The following is a 25034-nucleotide window of genomic DNA, read 5'->3' as shown; positions in this document are numbered from 1 at the left end:
AAATGGATTTAGCAATAATTGATCAATCAAAACCAGGCGTGCCAGAGGAACAAGTAAAATTAGTTAATGATGTTTTAAATTATGCTGGTAAATATTTGTCATTGCCTGAAAATACCGAAATGTCGGTAACTTTTGTTAATAATGATGAAATTCAGAGATATAATCGTGAGTATCGGGGCTTAGATAAAGCAACTGATGTGATTTCTTTTGCTATTGAAGATGATGGTGATGACTTACCATTGTTGATAGATGACGAGATGGCAGATGATATTGCGAAGAATATTGGTGATATCATTGTTTCGGTTGATAAAATTGGTGAGCAAGCTGAATATCTCGAACACTCTTATGAACGAGAATTAGGTTTTCTGGTTGTACATGGATTCTTACACTTAAACGGATACGACCACATGCGAAGTGAAGCAGATGAAAAGATCATGTTTGACTTGCAGCGTGAAATATTAGATAGTTATGGACTCAAAAGATAATAAAAAAACTGAAGAGACTCACCAAGTTCACAAAAATTCCCATTTTGTCCAAGCCTTTGGGCATGCCATTGCTGGAATTGGTGAATTGTTGGTACGTGAACGTAACATGCGCTTTCACATATTTGCTGCCTGTGTTGTTCTGATAGTTGGTATTTATGTAGATTTAGGGCGCTCAGATTGGTTGTGGATATCGGTGGCAGTCTTTACGGTGATAAGTGCTGAATTTTTGAATACAGTTGTGGAAGCAATTGTTGATTTGATAGTTGGTGAGAAGTATCATCCACTAGCTAAGGTGGCCAAGGATGTTGCATCAGGTGGTGTATTAGCGGCAGTTGCTTTTGCGATTATCGTTGGTATATTGATATTTCAACCTTATTTACTACCTAACCTACAAATGATTTTTAGATAATAAACAAAGAAAATAGAGAGAATTTTAATGAGCGAACAAGAATTTAAATCGGGGTTTATTGCCTTGGTTGGTCGACCAAATGTTGGAAAATCTACACTTTTAAATAAAATGATTGGTGAAAAAATTGCCATCATGTCACCTAAAGCACAAACTACTCGAAATAAAATTCAGGGGATTTATACGACAAACGAAGGTCAAATGATTTTCATGGACACGCCAGGTATTCATAAGCCTCACAACTCACTTGGAGATTTCATGGTGAAAACAGCTATGTCAGCTTTACGTGAGTCTGATATGGTTTGGTTATTGGTGAATGCGGATCAAGAGCGTGGAGTCGGTGATGATTTCATTATTAAACGCTTAAAGGAATCAAATACGCCTGTTTATTTAATTATCAATAAAGTTGATCTAATCAATCGTGCAGAGGTTCTAAACCAAATTGCTGATTACAGTGCACAAATGGACTTTGCAGAAATTTTCCCAATTTCTGCGCTAACGGGTGAGGGTGTGCCAGAATTATTAGCGTTTACGATGGATCATATGGCGGCTGGACCACAGTATTACCCGGCAGATCAATTAACTGATCATCCAGAACGCTTTATTATGAGTGAATTGATTCGTGAAAAAGTTTTAGAATTAACTCGTCAAGAGGTACCACACTCTGTTGCAGTAGTCATTGATAAGATTGAACGGGAAGATGAACAACGATTGCATGTTCAAGCGACAATTGTTGTTGAACGACCAAGTCAAAAGAATATTATTATTGGTAAACGTGGCGCAATGATTAAAGAAATTGGTACACGTGCTCGTAAGGATATTGAACGTTTACTTGGAGATAAAATTTTTCTTGAGACCTGGGTAAAGGTAGAAGATCGTTGGCGTGATAAGCCACAAGCCCTACAATCATATGGTTATAAGGAAGATTCAGATATATAGTAAAAATTAGAGTTTGACATCTTACATGTTTGTCTCACTCTTTTTTAGTAGGTGAATAAAATGACAGAAGTTTTTGATGCAATTGTCATGTATCAACGTGATCATAAAGAAAAAGATTTGATGGTCAAAATGTTAACTCGTCAAGCTGGTAAACGAATGTTCTATATTCGTCATGGTAAAAGCCAGAGATATCAATTTTCTGCCGAAATCCAACCTTTGCGTACAGCAACATTTGAAGGCACAATTAATTCAACGGGAATGAGTTTTATCAACGATGTGAAAGCAACCAAAGATACATCTTTTTTAATGACGGATATTGTCTTAAATGCATATATGACCTATATTCTTGGATTAATTGACGCAGCTTTTGTAGACAATCAACCGATTCCGAGATGGTATGATTTGGTAATAGAAGCGCTGAATAAATTAAATAGTGGTCTTGATCCACAAGGTATTGCAAATTACTTTGAAATACAATTATTACCAGTTTTTGGTATGCAACCAACTTGGGGAAAGTGTGTGATTTGTGGTCGTAGTGATTTACCATTAGATTTTTCCGAAGAGTTCAATGGTACTTTGTGTCAACAGCATTGGTCAGCTGACGAACATCGATTACATGCAGATACTAAAGCTGTACGTATCCTATCAAAGCTAGCGCAGATTGATTTAAAAATGATTGGTACCTTGAGTTTAAAAGCACAGACAAAACAAGAAATGGCACGGGTTATGGATAAATTGTATGATGATCAAGTAGGGATTCATTTAAAATCAAAATCATTCATTCAGCAATTATCATCTTGGCAAAATCGAGTGATGCCACGAGAGAAACATAATGGTGACCAAACGTCATGAAATATCCTTATTGACAAGTAAGTAAGGCGTGCTAAACTTATAAGTTGTAATGATTACAGAAATTAATAGAAAAATTAACTTGTTGTTAGCTCAGCGAGCCATCGTTAATGTGAGGGTGGTCTATCAATGGTTAAGGGGCACTATTAATTAATAAACTCAATTAAAAAAGCTGCTAGTGTTTCGATGCTAGAAGTAGGGTGGAACCGCGAAACTATCGTCCCTACATTAACCATTGTTTTATGGTTGATGTGGGGCTTTTTTATGGTTTTATCCAGTCAAAAGAAAGGAATTTGTCATAATGAGCGCAAAAATGAGTGTGCAAGATATTATTTTGACGTTACAAAAGTTTTGGGCTGATCAAGGAGCCATGTTGATGGAGGCTTATGATACTGAAAAGGGTGCGGGTACCATGAGCCCATATACCTTTTTACGTGCAAATGGTCCGGAGCCATGGCATGCAGCATATGTTGAGCCTTCACGTCGACCTGCCGATGGTCGATATGGTGATAATCCAAATCGTCTTTATCAGCATCACCAATTCCAAGTGGTTATGAAGCCATCACCTGATAACATCCAAGAGTTATATTTGGATTCATTAAAGGCACTAGGTATTGACCCCTTAGCACATGATATTCGTTTTGTTGAAGATAATTGGGAGAACCCATCAATGGGTGCTGCCGGTATTGGTTGGGAAATATGGCTTGATGGTATGGAAGTTACCCAATTTACATATTTCCAACAAGTAGGTGGTATTCAAGTTGATGCAGTGACATCTGAAATTACCTACGGTTTGGAGCGTCTTGCATCATATATTCAAGATGTCCCAACAGTTTACGATTTGGAATGGGGAAATGGCGTATTATACGGTGATATTTTTAAGGAGCCAGAGTACGAGCATTCAGTTTACTCATTTGAAAAGTCAGATTCAGAGATGTTATTACGTCATTTTAATGAATACGAAGCAGAAGCTAAGAAATTGTTGGCTGAAGGACTTGTTCATCCAGCATATGATTATATTTTGAAATCATCACATACATTTAATTTGCTAGATGCTCGGGGAACGGTTTCTGTTACGGAGCGTGCAAAGTATCTGTCACGTATCCGAAACATGGCTCGTTCAGTTGCTCGTGCATTTATTGATGAGCGCAAAAAGCTTGGATTCCCGCTATTGAAGGACGAGGCATTGCGTACAAAGTATCTACCAGTTGATGAGGAGGAAAACTAATATGGCAAACTTTTTACTAGAAATTGGTTTGGAAGAAATGCCAGCACATTTGGTTACACCAGCGATTAACCAACTGGTTGAACGTGCAGCAACTTTCATGAAGGAGAATCGATTACAATATGGTGATATCAAGCCATTTTCAACTCCTCGTCGTTTAGCTATCTTGATTTCAGAGGTTGCAGATAAGGCCGATGATTTAACACAAGAAGTTAAAGGACCCGCAAAAAAGGCCGCCTTTGACAAAGAAGGAAATTATTCAAAAGCTGCACAGGGATTTGCTCGTGGTCAAGGAGTAACGACCGATGATATTACTTTTAAAGAGTTCAAAGGCAATGAGTATATTTATGTCACAAAATTTGAAGCTGGAAAGCCAGCCATAGAAGTGTTAAGTGGCTTTAAAGAGGTTATTATGAGTATGACCTTTACAACGACAATGAAGTGGGCGCGCCATACGTTTGAATATGTACGACCTATTCGTTGGATTGTTGCCTTATTAGATGATATGGTTGTGCCATTTAACGTAGTCGACGTAGATTCAGGACGTGAAACACGTGGACATCGCTTCTTAGGTCAATCAATCAATATTGCTCAGGCTAGTGATTATGTTAATGATCTAGAAAAAGTATATGTTCAAGCGGATGCCAGTGTGCGCAAGGCTAACATTGTTTCTCAAATTGATAAACTTGCAGCTGAAAATAATTGGCATGTTGAAAAGGATGCCGATTTATTGGAGGAAGTCAATAACATTGTTGAATATCCAACCGCTTTCGTTGGCCGTTTTGATTCTGAGTACCTAGATCTTCCGGAAGAGGTTTTGATCACTTCAATGCGTGAACACCAGCGTTTCTTCCATGTTATTGATGATTCAGGTGCATTATTACCTTATTTCGTTTCTGTTCGTAATGGAAACAGCGAGCACTTAGATAACGTGATTGCTGGAAATGAGAAAGTATTAATTGCTCGTTTAGAAGATGCAAAATTCTTTTATCATGAAGACCAAAAGAATGACATTGATTTCTATAATGATAAGTTACAAGTGGTATCATTCCATGCAAAGTTAGGCTCTGTTGCCAATCATACAAAACGTGCGCAAGCACTAGCAGCTATTATTGGTCAACAAATTTCACTAACTTCAGATCAACAAATGCAACTAGCTCGAGCTGCAGAAATATATAAGTTTGATTTGATGACTGGGATGGTCGGAGAGTTTGACGAGTTGCAGGGAATTATGGGTGAAAAGTATGCGTTACTATTTGGCGAAGATCCAGCTGTTGCGCAAGCTATTCGTGAACACTATATGCCAATTTCTGCGGATGGTGCTCTACCAGAATCAGTGCTTGGTAAAGTATTAGCATTAGCTGATAAATTAGATAGTTTATTGTCATTCTTTGCGGGTGGTATGATGCCATCAGGATCTAATGATCCATATGCACTACGTCGTGCTGCATCTGGCGTTGTTAATATTTTGCACGCAAATGACTGGCATTTGCCAATCGATATCATTCTTTCAGAATTAGTTGATGAAGTACTGGCTGATGATGGACATTTTGGACTGCCTGAAGAAGCTGCTAATAATTTGAAGTCAGTCATTAATGATGTAATTACTTTCTTAACAGATCGTGTTGTCAAAGCGATGCAGACCGAAAAAATTCGTTATGATGTCATTAATGCGGTGACAACTGGTAAATTGACCGATACCACACAAATGTTTACTTCAGCTAATGCTTTGTTAGCTCATAGTAATGATCAAACATTCCGTGAGGGTGTGGAATCACTAACTCGAGTAATGCGTCTAACTTCTAAAAACCCAACAGAGGCTACTGTAAATCCAGCATTATTTGAAAACGATGCTGAGAAACAACTCTATTCAGAAACATCATTATTGGTAAATGAGTCGTTGACAACTGATGATTTAGTTTCATCATTATTAGGTTTGCAACCGGCAATTGCTGCATACTTTGATCAAACAATGGTCATGGTTGAAGATGAAGCTGTCAAACAAAACCGTTTGGCAACTTTGCAGATTGTTTCTAATGAAGCAGAAAAAGTGGCTAACTTTATGGCGCTTGATGTTAAATCAAATTAAAAATTATTGCTACAATTGATTTCATTATTTGTAACATGTTTAAATCCATGAATCTACCAACATCAAATTGGTTGATTCATGGATTTTATTTATAATATCTACTGTAATCTCAATCTTTTTAATTATGTTTAAGGTTTCGTCAGGTATACTTTATAGATTATGTATTGTATACATTGTCACACTATCAGTACCACAAAAGAAAGTTGAGATATCGATGGAGGTAAGTTTAGGTTATTGGGTTTTGTTTTTTATCTTTGTTATTATCATGCTAGCATTGGATTTGGGAGTCTTTCATAGAGGAAATCATGCACCAACGATGCGGTCTTCATTATTATGGAGTGCCTTTTGGATAATTTTAGCATTCATATTTAGTGGCATCATTTGGACGACAATGGGAAGTGGCCATGCTCTAGACTTTATTACGGCCTACTTATTGGAAAAATCCTTAAGCATCGATAATTTATTTATTTTTATATTGGTTTTTGGCTTTTTCAATATTGATATAAAATATCAACATAGATTGTTATTTTGGGGTGTTTTTGGTGCTTTGATTATGCGTGTGCTATTTATTTTTGGTGGTGCGGCATTGTTAGAACGCTTCGTTTGGTTAATGTATTTGTTCGGTATTTTCTTAATCATTACGGGAATTAGAATGCTCTTTGAGAAGGAAGAGCAACAGGATCTTAATGATAATCGTTTGATAAAGTTATTAAGGAAAATTTTGCCAATGAAAGAAGATGTTATTGAGCCACATTTTATAGTCAAAGAGAATGGTAAACGCTATGCAACTCAGTTTTTAATTGCACTATTATTCATTGAGGGGACAGACCTATTATTTGCTGTAGATTCAATTCCAGCAGTATTAGCCGTAACGCAAAATACATTTATTGTGGTAACATCAAATGTTTTTGCAATTATGGGATTGCGATCTTTGTACTTTGCATTGTCAAGTATTTTACCAATGTTTCGTTACATTAAGTATGCTTTAGCCGGTATATTAGCGTTCATCGGTGTAAAAATGATTTTCAACGAAGGAATGAAAGCACTGGGTAGTACGTTGCATATTTCTAATATATTTTCATTAGTTATTATTATTAGTCTATTAACTATTGCAATTGTTGCTTCAGTTATAGTTGGTCGTGTAGAAAAACGTCGTAGGCTTTAGACTGCGGCGATGTTAGTTAATTATATATTCAAATTATGATATAATGTAAGCGATTTAAAATACAATATGACTAAGAAAGTGAGCAAATAAATGGCAACAGAACATATTTTATTTGGAACTTATACAAAACGTGTATCAAAGGGGATTTATGCTGCGGATTTTGATTCAAAAACAGGTCAACTATCTAATGCCAACCTTGTCGCAGAACTTGGGTCACCAACATATTTGGCCTTAAGCAATGCCAATAAATTGTACGCAGTTGATAAGGGCAATGGTGAAGGTGGTGTTGCTGTCTATGATTATAAAGATGACCATGCAACATTACAACAGGAAGTGCTTAGTGAAGGGGCTTCACCTGCCTATGTTGCAGTCGATGAATCTCGCCAATTAGTATACACAGGAAACTATCATAAGGGAACGTTAGACGTATATGCAATCGCCGAAAATGGTGATTTGACATTGACGGACTCATATCAATCCGAAGGTAAGGGACCACGTCCTGAGCAAGAAAGCACACATGTACATTTTAGCAATTTAACGCCGGATAATCGTGTGGTCGTTGTTGATTTGGGTGCTGATAAGGTCTTGACTTTTGATGTTTCTGATTCAGGAAAACTAAAATTAGTTGCTACTTTTACTACTGAAGCTGGCTTTGGACCTCGTCATATTCGCTTTAGTCCTGATGGTCAATATGCCTATTTATTAGGAGAATTGTCATCAAAACTATCAGTATTAAAGTATAATGCAGATGGCTCATTCACTTTATTACAAACTGTGTTGATGATTCCAGAAGATTGGGATGCACATAATGGTGGTGCTGCCATTTATGTTTCAAATGACGGACGATTTATTTACACGTCAAATCGCGGCCATAATTCAATTGCAGTATTTGCTGTTAAAGAAAATGGCGCAACGGTTGAACATATACAATGGATTTCGACTGAAGGAGATTTCCCAAGAGATTTTGCCTTAAGTCCAGATGAGAAATTCTTGGTTGCGGCTAATCAAAATACAGACAATGTTTCAGTCTATGCACGTGATAGCGAGACAGGAAAGCTTCGTCTGGTTCAAAAGGATTTTGCTGTGCCAGAAGCAATTCGTGTTTTGTTTGTCTAATAGTTTTTATTACCAATCTTGAATGATAACCCCCTTATGGTGATGTACATAAGATGTATGAACATCCAAATGGGGGCTTTTTTATAAAAAGACTGATTTATTTAAATGTTATATGTAAAGGAGCAAACACATGAAAGAAAAGTCAAATGGCCAATCAATTTTTCACCGCTGGTTGCTGGATAATAAAATCGTATCCGCCATGTTTATGATTTTGTTGTTCTTAATTATTGTCTTCATGATTCATAAGGTGGCCTTTATTTTTGATCCGGTTGCAGAATTTTTTAGTGCAGTTGGTGCACCAATAATTATTGCTGGTGTGTTTTATTTCTTACTAAATCCGATGGTTGACTGGGCTGAACGACGCTTTAACTTTCCAAGAATTGCAACGATTTCAATACAATTTATTGTCTTGGCAGTGCTGATTATTTGGGGATTAGCTGTATTTATCCCTTGGATGAGTAGTCAAATTATTAGCCTGGTTAATGAATGGCCAACATATTGGCATAAAATTGTGACGATGATTAATCATTTCACCTCTAATAAACAATTTAATGCGGTTAATAAGTGGTTCAATACAACGAATAGTGAAATATCAACTTGGTTGAAAGACTACTCAGCTGAATATGCTAAAAAGGGATTACATGGCGTTTCTTCAGTTGTTGGCACAGTAACTAGCGTTGTTATTGCAATTATCACGTTTCCGTTTGTCCTCTTCTATTTGCTTAAAGATGGGCATCAAATGCCGGCATATATTGCGAAGTTTTTACCAGTGAAAGCGCGTCGCTCATTTTTGGAAATGCTAAAGGAAATTAGTACTCAAATTTCAAACTACATTCGAGGACAGATTTCAGTTGCTTTTGCAGTCATGATAATGTTTGCAATTGGTTATACGATTATTGGCTTACCATATGGTTGGTTAATTGCAATTGTTGCAGGAATTTTGAATATTATTCCTTTTCTTGGCTCATTTTTAGCGATGGTACCAGCTGTTGTTGTCGGAATTTTTGTGTCACCAGTAATGCTAATTTCAGTGCTAGTCGTCTTTATGATCGAACAAACGTTAGAAGGACGAATTATTTCACCAAAATTGTTAGGATCTTCTATGAAAATTCATCCTGTAACAGTTTTGATTGTCTTACTATCTGCGGGTAATATTTTTGGTATCTTAGGAGTTATCTTTGGTGTACCTGGGTATGCTATTCTAAAGGTATTGATTTATCGTTTTTATAATTGGTGGCAGACGAGTTCGGATTTGTTTAAAGAAACGGATCAGAATTAAGACATTAATAAATTTTGACAAGTATAGCACAAGGTACTGAATGTACGTGCTATACTTGTTTTTGTATGCATTAATCACGTGTAGGTTAAAATAACCTAGAGAAAATAGGAGAAGTTAATTATGAGTACAAATCATATTGTTTTATTTGAACCATTGATGCCAGCAAATACGGGAAATATTGCTAGAACGGCAACAGGAACTAATACGAAATTAGACTTAATTGAGCCCTTGGGATTTAAATTAGATGATAAGCATGTTAAGCGTGCTGGTTTGGATTATTGGGATAACGTCGATATTACAGTTCATAAAAATTTGCCTGCTTTTATGGCAACTTTAAAAGATACTGATGAATTGTTCCTGATTTCGAAGTTTGCAAAAAAATCATACCATCAGGCTGACTACACAAATACTGATCATGACTACTATTTCTTATTTGGTAAGGAGACGACTGGTCTGCCAGAACCTTTTATGAAAGAGCATCCAGATCAAGCATTGCGTATTCCGCAGAATGACGAGCATATTCGCTCATTAAACCTATCAAATACAGCAGCAATTATTATTTATGAGGTCTTACGTCAGCAGAGTTTCCCTAATCTTGATCTGACGCATGAATATGATTACGATAAGCTTAAGTAATTTTTAGGTTAAACTTTTTATGAAAGGAGGATCATATGGCATATAAAAAAACGACAACTAGAAAAAGCACGACAAATCGGCGACCAAGAAAGACATCTAGTCGGAAGAAAAAGAGCAATAATGATACATTAGCCTGGTTTATTTCGCGATTACCACAGATTTCGGGGTTAATTGCAGTCATCTTAACCGTATTGGCTATTGCAAAAGTTGGTTTAATCGGGAAGTTAGTTGCAAATTTAATTCGATTATTGGTTGGCGGATCATATCAACTATTGTTGATTGTTTTGTTGGTACCACTCTTAGTCGTCATGGCATATGGAACATGGCCACCTCGATTGAAATGGCATCATTATCTAGGGTTTACATTGTTTTATGTTGGTATAATGTTGATAGGATCAATCCTACTGTTTAACAAAATGAATTTGCATAGTGATTATGTTGCAACCATTCAACAATTGATCAACCAAGATTTAAATAATCATGCAGTAACAACACCTGTTGGTGGCGGAATTATTGGAGCAATTATCTATCAATATACTTATTTGACCATGAGTAATTTTGGTTCGTGGTTAATTGCAATTATTTTATTGATTGTCGGCACGGTTATTATGTTTCGATTGCCATTACGCGGTGTATTCGATAATTTCTTTACGTTTGCCGAAGGGGCAGGGGATTTAGTCCAAACACAAGCAACCACTGCTCATGAAAAGGTGACAGAGTCTATCAATACTTTCCGTACCAAACAAAAAGACCGGCAACAAGAGGCGATGAATGAATTCTTTAATGAAGAACCATTTAGTCCACGAAAGGGAAAGAAAGAAAAACCGCTACCCGAGGCCTCTTCGTCTGGCGAGGTTCATTTCAATAAAAAACAATCGCTAACTGATGACGATTCAGAGGCTAGCGTAACGAAGTTTGTGGTACCCGAAATTGTCGCCCCAACTTCCCAACATGAACAACAAGCCACAATGTCTGTTGATTCAACGTTAATGAAGAACAGTGAAGCTAGTCGTGTGCCAAAGACTGCTGATCGGACAAAAAATGTTTCTGCTTCTGTGGCACCAAGTGCATCACAACAAGCGACAACAAATTTTGATTCTCAACGGGTGATTCAATCAGCTGATCCAGTAGAACCAGTTGTTTATGGTGAAGACTTGGCGGATGATGAGTTATTACCTGGTCAGGATGTGCCATTATCACATGTAGATATTCTAGATCGTGCAGAAAAAGAAGCTGCTAACAAGGTAACACATCATGCCAATCGACATGTGACACCATCAGCAATGACTGAACCAACACCAGATGTTGATGCGAGTGGATTAGGAACGATAGTTAGTGATAAAAATTACCGTTTGCCCACAACACAGTTATTGCAACATATTGGCTCTACTGATCAGTCACAAGAACGTGATGCATTAAGTGAAAAAGCGCGAATTCTTCATCAAACATTGCAGAGTTTCAAAATTAATGCGACGGTCGAAAAGGTTGTATTGGGGCCAACAGTTACTCAGTATGAAATTAAACCAGCGGTTGGTGTCAAGGTGTCAAAAATTCAAAACTTGGCTGATGATTTGGCATTAGCATTGGCAGCAAAGTCGTTACGTATTGAAGCACCAATTCCTGGTAAAAATGTTGTGGGTATTGAAGTTGCAAATGATCAACAAGCAACAGTTGGTTTTCGAGATATGGTTGAAGAGGCTGGTGTTGACACAGATAAACCATTGATTGTTCCTATTGGAAGAGGTGTTACGAGTGGTGTTGTAAAAGTGGATCTAACTAAAATGCCGCACTTATTGATTGCTGGTTCAACAGGGTCAGGAAAGTCAGTTGCTATTAATGGCATTTTAGCATCAATTCTATTGCAGGCAAAACCATCACAAGTCCGATTGATGCTGGTTGATCCCAAAAAAGTGGAATTGTCAGTATATAACGATATTCCACATTTGATTACACCAGTCGTTTCAGATCCTAAAAAGGCGGCACTAGGATTAAAGAAGGTTGTCGCAGAGATGGATCGACGGTTTAAGTTACTTGCTGAAGAAGGCGTCCGTAATATTGATGGTTATAACAAATTAGTGGCAAAACGTGACGAAACAGAAAAAGGTGTTGTTTCTCAGAAAATGCCATATTTAGTTGTTATCATTGATGAGTTGGCTGACTTAATGATGACTTCTGCAGTTTCTGGAGATGTTGAAAATGCCATTGTGCGCATTGCCCAGTTGGGTCGTGCGGCTGGTATTCATATGATTGTTGCTACACAACGACCTTCTGTTGATATCATTACTGGTTTGATAAAAGCGAATGTGCCTTCACGAATGGCTTTTGCGGTTTCTTCAGGTGTTGATTCTCGTACTATCTTAGATGGTAATGGTGCTGAAAAATTGTTAGGTCGAGGTGATATGCTATTTGCTCCGATTGGTTCAAACGGACCACAGCGTGTGCAAGGTGCCTTTATATCTGACGATGATGTTGCTGCAATTACTGATTTTATTAAGCAACAAGGTAGTGCACAGTATGATGAGTCAATGTCAGTATCAGATGCTGAGGTACAGGCATTAGAAAATGGCAACAATTCGGGGACTGATGAATTAGATGAAAAATGGGATGAAGTATTGGAATTCATTCTTAGAGCAGGTGGTGCATCAACATCATCTATTCAACGACATTTTGGTATGGGATATAATCGTGCTGGTCGTATCATTGATTCATTAGAGGATCGGGGGTTGATTGGTCCGGCAAATGGATCAAAACCTCGTGAATTAAAATTCACGCCAGAAATGATGGATCGTTTTAAAAAGAACGCACAATAAGTGTTATATGGATAATGTGAATTAATATTTTGAATCAACTTCACTTTTTAAAGTGAGTTTAAGAGCTGCTAATCAAACCAATTAATTTGGTGGATTAGCAGCTCTATTCATTTATAAGGAGTCATTATGTCATATTGCATTTAATTTAAAACCAAAAGGGCTTGGTAAAGTATGCTATCCTAATAGTGTGTTAACTGCCAATAAATTAAAAACTACTATGTTAGGAGTTTTCTAAATGATAGAATTAAAAAATTTAACCAAAAAATTTGGTGATAAGATTGCAGTTGATAATATGAATATGCGGTTAGAAGAAGGGCATGTTATCGGCTTAATTGGACAAAATGGTGCGGGGAAAACAACAACTTTTCGCATGATGTTAGACTTCATTAAGCCAACTCACGGTACGATTACTTGGGATAATCACGCAATAACCAACCATGATAAACAGAATATTGGATTTTTACCTGAGGAGCGTGGTTTATACCAAAAATTAAGCATTGAGCAGCAGGTGATTTATTTTGCTGAACTTCATGGGATGACTAAGGCCGATGCAAAACAAAAATTAAAACATTGGATGACACGATTAGATGTGGTGGGTAAAGTCACTGACAAAGTACAAAGTTTGTCAAAAGGTAATGCACAAAAGGTACAATTAATTGCTACAGTTATTACTGAGCCATCATTACTTATACTAGACGAACCGTTTACCGGTCTTGATCCAGTTAACACACAATTAATGATGAATGAAATTTCACGATTAAAGAAAAATGGCGCCATGATTATCTTTAGTTCGCATAATATGAGTGGGGTAGAAAAATTGTCCGATGAATTATTAATGTTAAAGCACGGACAGACAGTTCTAAGTGGTGGATTAGTAGAGATTAGAGAGTCATTTGGGCGTAGTGAAATTTATTTAGAGTCAACAGTTCCTGATGCTGAATTATTGGCAATACCTGGGGTGTTATCAGTTGAACAAGATGGTCGTGGTCGACATTTGAAGTTATCTAATGATGATGCGGGAAAAGAAGTGTTTCGGACGGTTTCTAAAGATGGTTATGTGCCAGTATTTGCACAACAACCACCAACTTTAGATGAGATTTTCCGTCGTGAAGTGGCTGGAGGTGATACAAATGACTAAACATCAATTATTTTTGGTTGCCCGACAAACATACACTAATCGCCTAAAGACATTTGGATTTTGGTCAATTGTCTTAGCACCAATATTGATCTTGTTAGTCATTGGTGGCATCGTATTTGTTATGGACGCCACTAAAAGTACTGAGAAACCAACAGTTGCGGTTGTAAATAATGCATCATTAACCACCTATCTAAAACAAAATAAGGCCGTGGGTGCAAGATATAAAAATATGCCATCAGCTACTAAAGCGAAGCAAGCTTTGAAACGAGATAAAATTGATGGCTATTTAACCTCTGCTAATGAGCAATATCATCTGACAATGTCTACTGATGCAGATTCATTATCTGAAGATACATTACAATCAACAATTAATCAGTATTATATGCTTAATCAAGCGACAAAATTGCACTTAAACGCGGATCAGTTACAGACGCTGATGGATCCACCAGCATTTGATTCGACTGTTTATAATAAAAATGGTAAATCATCTGCAGGTGGTGCAACTTCTAATACTGCCAACAGTATGTTGGCTGGGGGATTAGGCATTTTTATATTTATTTTTCTAACGGCATATGTTGGCATGATAGCTCAAGAAATTGCCAACGAAAAGTCTTCTAGGATTATGGAAATTTTGTTAGCGGTCACTTCACCAGGTGTACAATTTTTCGGTAAACTTTTAGGAGTGGCTGGTCTTGCAATCACACATGGTCTTGTTTATGTTTTAGCTGGCGGAATTTTTGCAATCTTTATGCCTAAAAATCAGTATATTGATATGGTTAGGGATATGCTAGCTGGTGTTGATATTAACTTCGCCATAATGACCGGATTATTAGCGATTGTTGGGATATTCTTGTATATGATTTTGACTGCAATTATCTCAGCAATGATTAATGATTTAAGTCAAGTGCAACAGGCTGTATCGCCAATTACTTATGTAGCAATGATTGGGTATATTTTATCATTTGTATTGGAAGGGCAACCACATAATCTTTTGATCAATGTCTTGTCATATGTACCATTCATTTCGCAAACTTTAATGCCAGCACGATTAGGACTACAATATGCCAATATGACAGATGCATTAATTGCACTATTATTGGAAGTAGTTGTGTTGATTTTCCTTGCCAGATACGGGTTGCGTGTTTATAAGAAAAATGTGTTGACATATACAGATGGTAATATTACTAAAGCAGCATTACTAAGCTTAAAAGGATTATTCAGTAAAAAAACAATTGAAGATTAACCATAACAACCCTATGCTATTGAGAAAGTAGCATAGGGTTGTTATGATGTAGAAGTGATTATTGACAGTTATTATTGATATGATACTTATCAATAAAGAAAAACGCCGAAAAATACGGCGTTTGGTTATCACTATTTTTCTTCTTCCTCGTCTTTATTATTTCCGAGGAAACGATCTTTGTTCTTGTCTTTCAAATCAGGAATATCAAATACTTCGTCAATTTGGCGAGATAATTCATCATTTCTTTTGGTTTGTAGTGGCATGTAAAGGACCTCCTATTTAATAATTAGCATTATTATAGCATGTTTAATTAAAATTTGGTTAAATGAGAAAAATTGGGATAAACATAACATATTAGATTGTCAGCTAATAATTAGGGAAGGCAAATAGATGGCATCAGAACATATTGAGCAAAAACTAGCTTTACTACCTGAATTACCAGGTTCTTATCAGATGAAAGATAAGGATGGGAAGATAATCTATGTCGGGAAAGCTAAAAATTTAAAAAATAGAGTTCGCTCTTACTTTAAAAGTGAACATACAGGAAAAACAGAGCAACTGGTGGCAAATATCGCAGATTTTGATTTTATTGTCACCAGTTCCGAAAAAGAATCATTGCTTTTAGAAATTACCCTGATTCAGAAATACCAACCGTATTACAATATTAGGTTAAAACGTGGTACAGGGTATCCATATATCAAGATAACTAATGAGCGGGATCCACAAATTCTATTAGCAAACGAAGTTGCAGATGATGGTGGTCATTATTTTGGACCGTATCCTAATGTTTATGCTGCTCAGGAAACGTTACACTTTTTACAAAAAGTGTATCCGTTACGTCGTTGCAATGGTTACCAAGGGCGTCCTTGCTTATATGCTAACATTGGGCAATGTTTGGGAGCATGTTATAAAGAAGTTCCTGAAGAGGTCTATAACGAGCAAATAAAAAAGATTAAACGCTTCTTAGACGGTGATACTAAAGTTGTCACGAAAATGTTACAGAAAAAAATGGCAGAAGCTGCAGCAAACTTAGCCTATGAGCGAGCAGCAGACTTGAGAGATCAATTGAAGTTTATTGAAGCAACTGTTGAAAAGCAAAAAATTATCTCACGTGATGGTACACCAAGAGATATATTTAATTTCTATATGAATAGAGGTTGGTTATCTGTTCAAGTTTTCTTTATTAGGCAAGCACGTTTAATGAAAAGAGAAAAGCGTTTGTTTGCTATCGTTGGTTCTGCCCAAGAAGAATTGACCAGTTTCATTCTTCAATTTTATAATCGACAGAATGCTGTGTTACCTAAGGAAATTTTGGTGCCAGCGGGGGTAGATAAAGAGGCCATTTCCCAAGTATTAAATATTCCAGTACGAACACCACAACGAGGTGAAAAACGTGCTTTACTAGAACTTGCAGGTAAAAATGCCAAGATTGTCCTAGATGAGAAGTTCCGTTTACTAGAGATGAATGAATCAAAAACAAGTGGCGCGATGCAAGAAATTGCTGATGCATTAAATATTCCTGAAATTCACCGCATTGAAGCGTTTGATCATTCTCATTTACAGGGTTCAGATATGGTTTCTGCAATGGTTGTCTTTGAAGATGGTGTACCGAATAAAAATAAATATCGTAAGTATAAAAATAAAACCGTTGAAAATGCTGATGAACGTGCAGAAACAATGGAAGTTATTCGTAGACGCTATACAAGATTGTTGAAAGAACATAGTGAAATGCCTGATCTCATTTTGATGGATGGGGGTGTTATTCAACTAAATGCTGCTCGAGAAGTCATTGAAGATGAGTTAGGTCTTTCAATACCAGTTGCAGCTATGGTTAAAAATGATCAGCACAAAACAGCTGATTTGTTAAAAGAAGAGGGGGCGGCACATGTCCACCTTGATCCTAATTCGCAAGGCTTTTATTTGCTACAGCGCATTCAAGATGAGGTTCACCGATTTGTGATTACATTTCATCGACAGCTACATTCTAAAAGTTCATTAGGATCAAGACTAGATGGCATTGCTGGTGTGGGACCCAAAACACGCCAAAAATTACTAACGACCTACGGTTCAATGAACAAAATGGCCTCTGCTTCATTAGACGATTTGAAAAAGCTAGGTATATCTGAGAGGGTTGCCAATAATATTCGAATATCATTGGCAGCAATGCAAAATCACGATGACTAAAGGTGGTCAAACCTGAAAAAGTACTGTAAAATGTAAGTCGACAGTTTACAGTTGGCTACAAGAAAGCTAAAAAGAAAGTGAGGTCATGAACGATGGCGTTTGTCGACCAAGTAAAAATTTTTGTTAAAGCAGGAAAAGGCGGGGATGGTGCAGTTTCATTCCGTCATGAAAAATATATTAATATGGGAGGTCCATTCGGTGGCGATGGTGGTCATGGTGGCTCAGTCGTTATGGTCGTAGATGAAGGACTACGTACGCTGATGGATTTTCGGTATAAGCGTCACTTTAAAGCACAAGTGGGTGGTAATGGTGCAACCAAGGGGATGACTGGAAAATCGGCAGAAGACCTGATCATTAAGGTACCACAAGGAACGACTATTACAAATGCAGAGACTGGCGCAGTGATTGGCGATTTGACTGAAAAAGGTCAACGGTTAGTCATTGCGCAAGGTGGTCGTGGTGGCCGTGGTAACATCCGGTTTGCCTCATCGAAAAATCCGGCGCCAGAAATTGCTGAAAATGGTGAGCCAGGTGAAGAATTAGACATTTCCTTAGAGTTAAAGGTTTTGGCGGATGTTGGGTTAGTTGGTTTTCCTTCTGTTGGGAAATCAACCTTGTTGTCAGTTGTAACAGCAGCAAAGCCAAAGGTGGCAGCTTATCACTTCACCACATTAGTACCTAATTTGGGGATGGTTCGTTTAGATGACGGTCGTGACTTTGTTATGGCGGACTTACCTGGATTGATTGAAGGGGCTTCTGAAGGAGTTGGCTTAGGTATTCAATTCCTCCGCCATGTTGAGCGTACGCGAGTAATTTTACATATGATTGATATGTCAGGGGTTGATCCCGAACAAGATCCCTATGACAATTATTTAAAAATCAATCAAGAATTAGCAGCCTATGATCCAGCACTATTGGAACGACCACAAATTATTGTGCCAACTAAGATGGATATGCCCGATGCACAAACGGCTCTTGAGATGTTTGAAGAGCAATTACGAAACGATGATAATGTGCCAGATGACATTGAAATTATGCCAATTTCATCATTGTCGCGTGAAGGGTTGGAGCCGTTGTTACGTCGAACAGCGGACTTGCTAGACGAGACACCAGTCTTTATACCTAAGGGTATGGTGGATGCTGACGATGAGCAAGCAAATTATGAATTTGAAGAACGAGAACAACCATTTGAGTTATCACGAGATGAAGATGGCACTTGGATTCTATCTGGTAATGAAATTGAACGATTGTTCAAACGTACAAATACGAACTTTACTGAGTCATTGATGCGTTTTGCACGACAAATCAGGTTTATGGGTGTAGATGAAGCCCTTCATGAAGCAGGTGCAGAAAATGGTGACGTTGTACAAATTTTAGATTTCCAATTTGAATATGAAGAGTAAGATTGATTGTTAATTTGACAAGTTTATAGCTCGTTTGTTTTCGGTAATGCTGAGAATAAGCGAGTTTTATTCATTTATTGAAATGGAAGGAGGAACCATGGCAGGAAATCAAGCTGAGCATGTTAGCCAGTTAGGAAAATATATAACAATTGCGGACAAACAAAATACTTGGGAACAAGTGATTAAAAAGTCACGATTTATTGTGAATATTGCTCGAATAGCCAATGAAGAAGAAGCCAAACAGTTCATTGACGATATTAGTTTGACCCACCGAAAAGCAACGCATAATGTTTGGGCATATCTGATAGGAAATCGTAATGAAATTCAACGGTACTCTGATAATGGTGAACCGGCTGGAACTGCTGGCGTACCTATATTAGAGGTTTTGAAAAACAATGCTATTCGTGATGTTGCTGTCGTTGTGACACGTTATTTTGGAGGCATTAAACTTGGAGCGGGTGGCCTTGTTAGAGCTTATGCTGGAACTGTTGTTGGTGGTATTGAGGCAAGTGGGTTGATTGAACGCATTCAACGACATGAAGTCAATTTAAAAATTGCGTATAAGCAATTTGATCCGCTAAAATATTGGTTAGAGCAAAAAAATTATCAAATTTTGGATACATTATTTGCTGCTGATGTGACTGTTACGATTGCTGTTGCCGATTCGGAAATGACGGTATTTAAGCAAGCGCTGACAAATGAGATGGCTGGACAAGTACAAATTGAGTTGGGCGGAATTAATTGGTATGAAGTACCGTACATCAATAAAGTAAATGCTAAAACGGCAACACTAAAGTAAGTTTTTATGATGCATTTATTTTGGTTACTGTATGATATGGGGTATTCGTGTCAGATTAATAACAGAGTATTGGAAGAAAAAGATGAAAACAGATATTGTAAGAGTACACTTAGTTATTTTAGGTTTACTTTTGATTATTTGGTTGGTACCAACCAATTACAATTTTTTAATTTGGAATATAATTTTAGCGCTAATCCCATTTGACTTGGCCTTATTGATTCGTTATTTTAAAAAGTACCGCCTAGTACAGATTTTAATAACAATTGTTTGGTTAGTGTTCTTCCCGAATGCCATGTATATGGTAACTGATTTTAGTCATTTATCATCAATCGGTACCGGATTAATGACGGAGACACAGTTTTTCAATTATGCAATTTTAGCAGTAGGTGTATTGACCGGATTAATATTGGGGATTTCTTCAGCCCATATTGTTGGTCGGGTATACTGCCAGAAATTATCAACCGTTTGGACAATTATGTTTTATGTCGTTTTATCATTTGTTTCTGCATATGGTATTTATTTGGGCAGATTTTTGCGCATTAATTCGTGGGAAATAGTCAGTGATCCACAAAAAGTCATAAAACTTTTTATGGCTTCCATATCAATGCATAGTTTAGTGTTTGTTATTTCATTTGGCGCATTGCAATTTGCCTTGTTAGTGCTTTACCATATGGTTCGTCGTATAAATATAGATTAAAAAAGACCTTGATATACTTTAAACATTAGTTGGTAGTCTCAACTTGCTAAAGTATATCAAGGTCTTTAATTTAAAGATTTAGTGAATCATCATTTTTTAATGAATTCGTGCGATAAAAGAATAAACCAGCATTAACAACAATGAGCATTGCACTGGCAATGAATATACCTCGATAATCAAAGAACATTGCAACGACAGTTCCCATAGCTGGTCCAGCTACAGAACCTAGTGATTGAAATGATTGATTGTAAGCAAATATGCGTGAGGTGACTTGTGTCGGTGTCGTTTTCGTTAGTAATGTTTGTACAGCAGGTAACATGGTTGCGTCAGAGATACCAATCATAAAACGTAAGATGGCTAGTTGCCAGACTGCAGTAACAAAACCTGTTGGTAACATAAATGAAAAGGCAAGTGTAAAGCCAATCAACATAATCCGATGTGTACCAATTCGGTCACCTAATTGACCAAATCTAGGGGCTGCCAGCATTGTTGCTATACCAGGCATGGCGGCCACAACACCAGCCCAGAACGTTGTACCAACTGCACCATGATTTAGTTCGCGGACAAAGAGAGCTACGATAGGACTGATTGATTGATTAACAATTTGAATGATAAAAGTGGTTAGAAATAAACTGATAGTTAATTGCGGGTGCTTTAGTTGTTTAAATACTTCTTTGCGTGAAAGAGATTCACCACGTGCAACGGGCGTGAATTCTTCTTTTACTAGTGTTAGTACAAGTACAAATACTAGTAAAAATATGATACCTGTAATAATGAAAGATAAACGATAACTGACAATTGAAGCTAATATACCACCAATAAATGGGCCAAGTAATTGACCGCCAGTTACGCCAGTTACTAAGGTTCCTAATGCGTAGCCGGCTTTTTCTTTTGGTGTTTGTGTAGCAATCATTGCATTCGCATTTGAAATGAAACCACCAAATAGCCCTTGTAATGCTCGGAAGAAAATAAGTTGCCAAATATTTTGAGCAGCACCCATTAAGAAGAACACAACAGCCATGCCTAATGATGCACGTAATAGCATGAGTTTGCGTCCCTTACTATCAGCTAACTTACCCCAAAAAGGTGATATGATTGCAGTCATTAAAAAGGTAATGGAAAAAGTTATGCCACTATAAAGTGTTAATTGGTCTTTGGTAAAGTTACCTAGAGTGTCTACGTAGAGAGACAAAAAAGGCATGACCTCACTAAAACCTATGCCAGTCATGAATACACCAAACCAAAGTACGAATAGATTTCGCCGCCAGGTAGGCATTTCTGACAATTTTTCTTTCAACATGATTATTGTCTCCTAATTAAATTGTTTTTTATAACCATTTATTCTACTCGTTTTGTGATATTCGTGCACGTTATTAATATTTTCATTAAACAACAAAAAAGAACTGGCTATTAACCAGTTCTTTTTTGTTGTAGGTTTAATAAGAGATATGTTAATTGAGTAGATTTACTAGGAAAGTAAAAACTCTTCGTCATGTGGGTGACGAAACGACCAAGTGATGAGTGTAGGCTTGCTCATTACTTATCTTTAAGTCGATAATTACATACTAACCAGGAAATGTGAACAAAATGTGAATATTATTGTACAAAATTTCACATTTTAAAAATGTCATCATTCAGTAAATCGAAGGTTAGTGATTTTTTTCTGCTATAATGAAAACAGTGACTTGTAGAAGTGGAGAAAAACATGTACGAATATCTAAAAGGTACGATAACCGCAATATTACCAAGCTATATTGTGATTGATATACAGGGAGTTGGGTATCGTGTGTTAGTTGCTAATCCATATGCATTTTCTTTGAACAGTACAATGACTGTTTATGTTGAGCAGATAATTCGCGATAATGATCAGAATTTATATGGATTTTTAACTAAAGAAGATAAAGATCTATTTCAGAAACTGCTGAATGTTTCAGGAATTGGACCCAAATCTGCATTAGCAATTTTAGCAAACAGTGATCATACCGGGTTAATTAACGCTATCACGCAAAATGATATTGGCTTTTTGACAAAATTCCCAGGCATTGGTAAAAAAACGGCGCAACAAATTGTGTTAGACTTGCAAAATAAACTCTCGGATTTGACGCTATCAATTGACGATAACAACGTGTCGGTACAAGAAGAAGCGACGGATTCAGAATTAGCTGATGCTTTACTAGCACTAGAGGCGTTGGGATATGCTAAAAAAGATATTAAGCGTGTTGAAAAAGAGTTAACAAAACAGACAAACTTAACTACTGCAGCCTATGTTAGCTCTGGTTTAAGATTATTGCAGTAATTTTTGGGGAGAAATAAATGGCAGAGGACTTTTTACATGATATGTCTACTGACACTGGTGAACAGTCGATTGAACAAACATTGCGACCCAGTACATTACAGCAGTATATTGGCCAAGAAGATTTGAAACAAAGATTGCATGTCTATATTGAGGCAGCAAAACAACGTTCAGAACCGTTAGACCATATTTTGTTATATGGACCACCAGGGTTAGGGAAAACAACCCTTGCAATGGTTGTAGCTCACGAAATGGGCGTTGGCTTGAGAACAACGTCTGGCCCTGCAATTGAAAAATCAGGGGATCTATTGGCGTTGTTAAACGAACTGGCACCGGGTGACGTTCTTTTTATCGATGAAATTCATCGTTTACCTAAGCAAGTTGAAGAAATGTTATATTCTGCAATGGAAGATTTTTATGTCGATATTATAGCCGGAGAAGGTCCAACTGCGCATCCAATTCATTTTCCATTACCACCATTTACATTGGTTGGTGCGACAACAAGAGCAGGTATGTTGTCGCAACCATTACGTGATCGTTTTGGTATCGTTGAGCATATGGCATACTATACGCCGGGTGAACTTTCAAAGATAATTCAGCGTTCGGCTGATATCTTTAATATTGAAGTTGCGGATGAAGGTGCGTACGAACTTGCGAGACGATCGCGAGGAACACCTCGTATAGCAAATCGCCTGTTGCGACGCGTTCGTGATTTTACAACTGTTAAGGGATTAAAAACAATTACTGACGAAATGGTCAATTTTTCGCTTGCTTTATTGCAAATAGACGGCATGGGATTGGATGAAGTAGACCACAAAATTTTAGAAACAATGATTAAATTTTATCAAGGTGGACCAGTTGGTGTTGGTACAATCGCCGCTAATATTGGTGAAGAAGTTGATACGATTGAATCAGTGTATGAACCATATTTATTACAAATTGGCTTCTTACAACGAACACCACGGGGACGTGTTGTTACTTTGGCAGCGTATGAACATCTGCATTTGCCTTTACCCGATAAAAATAATTAGGAGTACAAATAAATGACTGAAAATTATACAAGTTTAAATGATTTTGATTATGAATTACCACACGAATTGATTGCGCAAACACCTCTAGAAAGGCGTGATGGTTCGCGATTATTAGAGTTGAATGCGGATACTGGTGAACTTCATGATCGCCATTTTTACGATATTATAGACTATCTAAATCCAGGTGATGCATTAGTGATGAATAATTCGCGTGTGTTACCAGCACGTCTTTATGGTGTTCGGCCAGAAACTGGCGGTCATGTTGAAGTATTATTACTTCGTCAAGAAAAGGATGATGTCTGGGAAACGCTTGTTAAACCTGCACGTAAGTATCCAGTTGGCCAAAAAATAGTGTTTGGTGACGGACAATTAACGGCTGAGGTAATTGAAGAATTAGAACATGGTGGACGTATGATTAAATTCCATTATGATGGCATCTTTTTAGAAATATTAGAAGAACTGGGTGAAATGCCATTACCACCATATATTAAGGAAAAGTTGGCAGATCAGGAAAGATATCAAACTGTCTATTCAAAAGTTAATGGATCAGCAGCTGCGCCAACAGCTGGGTTGCATTGGACACCAGAGCTTTTGCAAAAAGTTGCTGACAAGGGAATTAAATTGGTTGAGCTAACGTTACATGTTGGGTTAGGCACATTTAGGCCAGTTGAGGAAGATAATATTGACGATCATAAGATGCATTCAGAATTTTATCAATTGAGTGAAGAAGCCGCGCAAACATTGAATGAAGTTCGCGCTAACGGTGGCCGTATTGTGGCTACTGGGACAACCTCAATTCGTACTCTGGAAACGATTGGTGCCAAATTTGATGGTGAATTACACGCGGATTCTGGGTGGACAGATATATTTATTAAACCAGGATTTGAGTGGCGAGTAGTTGATGCTTTTATTACTAATTTTCATTTACCTAAATCAACTTTAGTAATGTTAGTTGCCGCATTTACAGGTCGTGATAATATTCTAAATGCCTATAAGCATGCGGTTGCTGAAAAGTATCGTTTCTTCAGTTTTGGTGATGCAATGTTTATTCATCATTAAGAAATAGATATAAAGGCAAGTTAAATAACAAAAGTGTTGACTTTGTCAGAACAAGTGTGTATTATATATATTGTTGCTGATACAGAGAAACACTTTGCGGATGTAGTACAATGGCTAGTGCTCCAGCCTTCCAAGCTGGGAATGCGGGTTCGATTCCCGTCGTCCGCTTAACATCATTAATGATGTTA

At 37.2% G+C, this 25034-nt stretch carries 22 protein-coding genes and 1 tRNA gene; 21 read left to right on the top strand and 2 right to left on the bottom strand.

Going from position 1 to position 25034, the window contains the following annotated elements:
- Positions 1–2 precede the first annotated feature (2 nt).
- From ybeY to HMPREF0877_RS05920, 13 genes are all read left to right on the top strand, one after another.
- Positions 3–485: an rRNA maturation RNase YbeY gene (gene ybeY / locus HMPREF0877_RS05980; RefSeq protein WP_002828389.1), complete on the top strand. Its 483-nt coding sequence runs from the start codon at positions 3–5 to the stop codon at positions 483–485.
- The gene (locus tag HMPREF0877_RS05975; protein WP_002828388.1) at positions 469–894 is read left to right on the top strand and encodes a diacylglycerol kinase family protein; all 426 of its coding nucleotides are present in this window, start codon (positions 469–471) and stop codon (positions 892–894) included. Before ybeY ends, HMPREF0877_RS05975 begins: the two co-directional genes overlap by 17 nt.
- Positions 895–921: 27 nt before the next feature.
- On the top strand, positions 922–1830 hold the full coding sequence (era, locus tag HMPREF0877_RS05970; protein WP_002828387.1) for a GTPase Era: 909 nt from the start codon (positions 922–924) through the stop codon (positions 1828–1830).
- 60 nt (positions 1831–1890) lie between these two features.
- Complete coding sequence (gene recO, locus HMPREF0877_RS05965) at positions 1891–2682, top strand: DNA repair protein RecO (RefSeq protein ID WP_002828386.1); 792 nt, start codon at positions 1891–1893, stop codon at positions 2680–2682.
- Positions 2683–2980: 298 nt separating this feature from the next.
- Positions 2981–3907, top strand: a complete 927-nt coding sequence (gene glyQ, locus HMPREF0877_RS05960; RefSeq protein WP_002828385.1) for a glycine--tRNA ligase subunit alpha — start codon at positions 2981–2983, stop codon at positions 3905–3907.
- A 1-nt stretch (position 3908) separates the two neighbouring features.
- Positions 3909–5993, top strand: a complete 2085-nt coding sequence (glyS, locus tag HMPREF0877_RS05955; protein ID WP_040760799.1) for a glycine--tRNA ligase subunit beta — start codon at positions 3909–3911, stop codon at positions 5991–5993.
- Between the two features lie 214 nt (positions 5994–6207).
- Positions 6208–7158 carry a TerC family protein gene (locus HMPREF0877_RS05950; RefSeq protein WP_040760797.1) on the top strand — a complete coding sequence of 317 codons (951 nt, stop codon included), beginning with the start codon at positions 6208–6210 and terminating at the stop codon, positions 7156–7158.
- Between the two features lie 90 nt (positions 7159–7248).
- Positions 7249–8274 (top strand): lactonase family protein, encoded by a 1026-nt coding sequence (locus HMPREF0877_RS05945; protein ID WP_002828382.1) that lies wholly within the window; start codon positions 7249–7251, stop codon positions 8272–8274.
- Between the two features lie 130 nt (positions 8275–8404).
- Complete coding sequence (locus HMPREF0877_RS05940) at positions 8405–9553, top strand: AI-2E family transporter (protein ID WP_002828381.1); 1149 nt, start codon at positions 8405–8407, stop codon at positions 9551–9553.
- A gap of 120 nt (positions 9554–9673) precedes the next feature.
- On the top strand, positions 9674–10189 hold the full coding sequence (locus HMPREF0877_RS05935; RefSeq protein ID WP_002828380.1) for a tRNA (cytidine(34)-2'-O)-methyltransferase: 516 nt from the start codon (positions 9674–9676) through the stop codon (positions 10187–10189).
- A gap of 35 nt (positions 10190–10224) precedes the next feature.
- A complete protein-coding gene (locus tag HMPREF0877_RS05930) occupies positions 10225–12999 on the top strand; it encodes a DNA translocase FtsK (RefSeq protein WP_002828379.1) in 2775 nt (924 codons plus the stop codon).
- Between the two features lie 235 nt (positions 13000–13234).
- A complete protein-coding gene (locus HMPREF0877_RS05925; protein ID WP_002828378.1) occupies positions 13235–14137 on the top strand; it encodes an ABC transporter ATP-binding protein in 903 nt (300 codons plus the stop codon).
- Positions 14130–15380: an ABC transporter permease gene (locus HMPREF0877_RS05920; RefSeq protein WP_002828377.1), complete on the top strand. Its 1251-nt coding sequence runs from the start codon at positions 14130–14132 to the stop codon at positions 15378–15380. Before HMPREF0877_RS05925 ends, HMPREF0877_RS05920 begins: the two co-directional genes overlap by 8 nt.
- Positions 15381–15511: 131 nt before the next feature.
- Here HMPREF0877_RS05920 and HMPREF0877_RS10440 read toward each other — a convergent pair whose 3' ends face one another.
- Complete coding sequence (locus tag HMPREF0877_RS10440) at positions 15512–15643, bottom strand: hypothetical protein (RefSeq protein WP_002828375.1); 132 nt, start codon at positions 15641–15643, stop codon at positions 15512–15514.
- Between the two features lie 127 nt (positions 15644–15770).
- Here HMPREF0877_RS10440 and uvrC point away from each other — a divergent pair, with 127 nt between their 5' ends.
- The 4 genes from uvrC to HMPREF0877_RS05900 all read left to right on the top strand — a co-directional run bounded on the left by uvrC (position 15771) and on the right by HMPREF0877_RS05900 (position 20463).
- Complete coding sequence (gene uvrC / locus HMPREF0877_RS05915) at positions 15771–17564, top strand: excinuclease ABC subunit UvrC (RefSeq protein WP_002828374.1); 1794 nt, start codon at positions 15771–15773, stop codon at positions 17562–17564.
- A 92-nt stretch (positions 17565–17656) separates the two neighbouring features.
- The gene (obgE, locus tag HMPREF0877_RS05910) at positions 17657–18967 is read left to right on the top strand and encodes a GTPase ObgE (RefSeq protein ID WP_002828373.1); all 1311 of its coding nucleotides are present in this window, start codon (positions 17657–17659) and stop codon (positions 18965–18967) included.
- Positions 18968–19064: 97 nt separating this feature from the next.
- Complete coding sequence (locus tag HMPREF0877_RS05905; RefSeq protein WP_050755320.1) at positions 19065–19766, top strand: YigZ family protein; 702 nt, start codon at positions 19065–19067, stop codon at positions 19764–19766.
- 82 nt (positions 19767–19848) lie between these two features.
- Positions 19849–20463: a DUF1361 domain-containing protein gene (locus HMPREF0877_RS05900; RefSeq protein WP_040760795.1), complete on the top strand. Its 615-nt coding sequence runs from the start codon at positions 19849–19851 to the stop codon at positions 20461–20463.
- Positions 20464–20533: 70 nt separating this feature from the next.
- Here HMPREF0877_RS05900 and HMPREF0877_RS05895 read toward each other — a convergent pair whose 3' ends face one another.
- Positions 20534–21763, bottom strand: coding sequence for a multidrug efflux MFS transporter (locus tag HMPREF0877_RS05895; protein ID WP_002828367.1), 1230 nt, complete (start codon positions 21761–21763; stop codon positions 20534–20536).
- Between the two features lie 405 nt (positions 21764–22168).
- Here HMPREF0877_RS05895 and ruvA point away from each other — a divergent pair, with 405 nt between their 5' ends.
- The 4 genes from ruvA to HMPREF0877_RS05875 all read left to right on the top strand — a co-directional run bounded on the left by ruvA (position 22169) and on the right by HMPREF0877_RS05875 (position 25014).
- The gene (gene ruvA / locus HMPREF0877_RS05890) at positions 22169–22759 is read left to right on the top strand and encodes a Holliday junction branch migration protein RuvA (protein WP_002828366.1); all 591 of its coding nucleotides are present in this window, start codon (positions 22169–22171) and stop codon (positions 22757–22759) included.
- A gap of 17 nt (positions 22760–22776) precedes the next feature.
- The gene (gene ruvB / locus HMPREF0877_RS05885; protein WP_002828365.1) at positions 22777–23787 is read left to right on the top strand and encodes a Holliday junction branch migration DNA helicase RuvB; all 1011 of its coding nucleotides are present in this window, start codon (positions 22777–22779) and stop codon (positions 23785–23787) included.
- A 12-nt stretch (positions 23788–23799) separates the two neighbouring features.
- On the top strand, positions 23800–24846 hold the full coding sequence (gene queA, locus HMPREF0877_RS05880; protein WP_002828364.1) for a tRNA preQ1(34) S-adenosylmethionine ribosyltransferase-isomerase QueA: 1047 nt from the start codon (positions 23800–23802) through the stop codon (positions 24844–24846).
- 96 nt (positions 24847–24942) lie between these two features.
- Positions 24943–25014 (top strand) — tRNA-Gly (locus tag HMPREF0877_RS05875).
- Positions 25015–25034 lie beyond the last annotated feature (20 nt).

The organism is Weissella paramesenteroides ATCC 33313 (assembly GCF_000160575.1).
Taxonomy (GTDB): domain Bacteria; phylum Bacillota; class Bacilli; order Lactobacillales; family Lactobacillaceae; genus Weissella; species Weissella paramesenteroides.
This window is presented reverse-complemented; position numbering and strand designations above follow the sequence as displayed.

Excerpts from the sequence above, each read along its gene's own strand:
- HMPREF0877_RS05895 (WP_002828367.1), bottom strand. The coding sequence starts at position 21,763 with ATGTTGAAAGAAAAATTGTCAGAAATGCCTACCTGGCGGCGAAATCTA.
- HMPREF0877_RS05935 (WP_002828380.1), top strand. The coding sequence starts at position 9,674 with ATGAGTACAAATCATATTGTTTTATTTGAACCATTGATGCCAGCAAAT.
- HMPREF0877_RS05975 (WP_002828388.1), top strand. The coding sequence starts at position 469 with ATGGACTCAAAAGATAATAAAAAAACTGAAGAGACTCACCAAGTTCAC.
- ruvA (WP_002828366.1), top strand. The coding sequence starts at position 22,169 with ATGTACGAATATCTAAAAGGTACGATAACCGCAATATTACCAAGCTAT.
- HMPREF0877_RS05905 (WP_050755320.1), top strand. The coding sequence starts at position 19,065 with ATGGCAGGAAATCAAGCTGAGCATGTTAGCCAGTTAGGAAAATATATA.
- HMPREF0877_RS05925 (WP_002828378.1), top strand. The coding sequence starts at position 13,235 with ATGATAGAATTAAAAAATTTAACCAAAAAATTTGGTGATAAGATTGCA.
- HMPREF0877_RS05950 (WP_040760797.1), top strand. The coding sequence starts at position 6,208 with ATGGAGGTAAGTTTAGGTTATTGGGTTTTGTTTTTTATCTTTGTTATT.
- HMPREF0877_RS05900 (WP_040760795.1), top strand. The coding sequence starts at position 19,849 with ATGAAAACAGATATTGTAAGAGTACACTTAGTTATTTTAGGTTTACTT.
- glyQ (WP_002828385.1), top strand. The coding sequence starts at position 2,981 with ATGAGCGCAAAAATGAGTGTGCAAGATATTATTTTGACGTTACAAAAG.
- HMPREF0877_RS05920 (WP_002828377.1), top strand. The coding sequence starts at position 14,130 with ATGACTAAACATCAATTATTTTTGGTTGCCCGACAAACATACACTAAT.
- era (WP_002828387.1), top strand. The coding sequence starts at position 922 with ATGAGCGAACAAGAATTTAAATCGGGGTTTATTGCCTTGGTTGGTCGA.
- glyS (WP_040760799.1), top strand. The coding sequence starts at position 3,909 with ATGGCAAACTTTTTACTAGAAATTGGTTTGGAAGAAATGCCAGCACAT.
- HMPREF0877_RS05930 (WP_002828379.1), top strand. The coding sequence starts at position 10,225 with ATGGCATATAAAAAAACGACAACTAGAAAAAGCACGACAAATCGGCGA.
- HMPREF0877_RS05940 (WP_002828381.1), top strand. The coding sequence starts at position 8,405 with ATGAAAGAAAAGTCAAATGGCCAATCAATTTTTCACCGCTGGTTGCTG.
- ruvB (WP_002828365.1), top strand. The coding sequence starts at position 22,777 with ATGGCAGAGGACTTTTTACATGATATGTCTACTGACACTGGTGAACAG.
- queA (WP_002828364.1), top strand. The coding sequence starts at position 23,800 with ATGACTGAAAATTATACAAGTTTAAATGATTTTGATTATGAATTACCA.
- obgE (WP_002828373.1), top strand. The coding sequence starts at position 17,657 with ATGGCGTTTGTCGACCAAGTAAAAATTTTTGTTAAAGCAGGAAAAGGC.
- HMPREF0877_RS05945 (WP_002828382.1), top strand. The coding sequence starts at position 7,249 with ATGGCAACAGAACATATTTTATTTGGAACTTATACAAAACGTGTATCA.
- recO (WP_002828386.1), top strand. The coding sequence starts at position 1,891 with ATGACAGAAGTTTTTGATGCAATTGTCATGTATCAACGTGATCATAAA.
- ybeY (WP_002828389.1), top strand. The coding sequence starts at position 3 with ATGGATTTAGCAATAATTGATCAATCAAAACCAGGCGTGCCAGAGGAA.
- uvrC (WP_002828374.1), top strand. The coding sequence starts at position 15,771 with ATGGCATCAGAACATATTGAGCAAAAACTAGCTTTACTACCTGAATTA.
- HMPREF0877_RS10440 (WP_002828375.1), bottom strand. The coding sequence starts at position 15,643 with ATGCCACTACAAACCAAAAGAAATGATGAATTATCTCGCCAAATTGAC.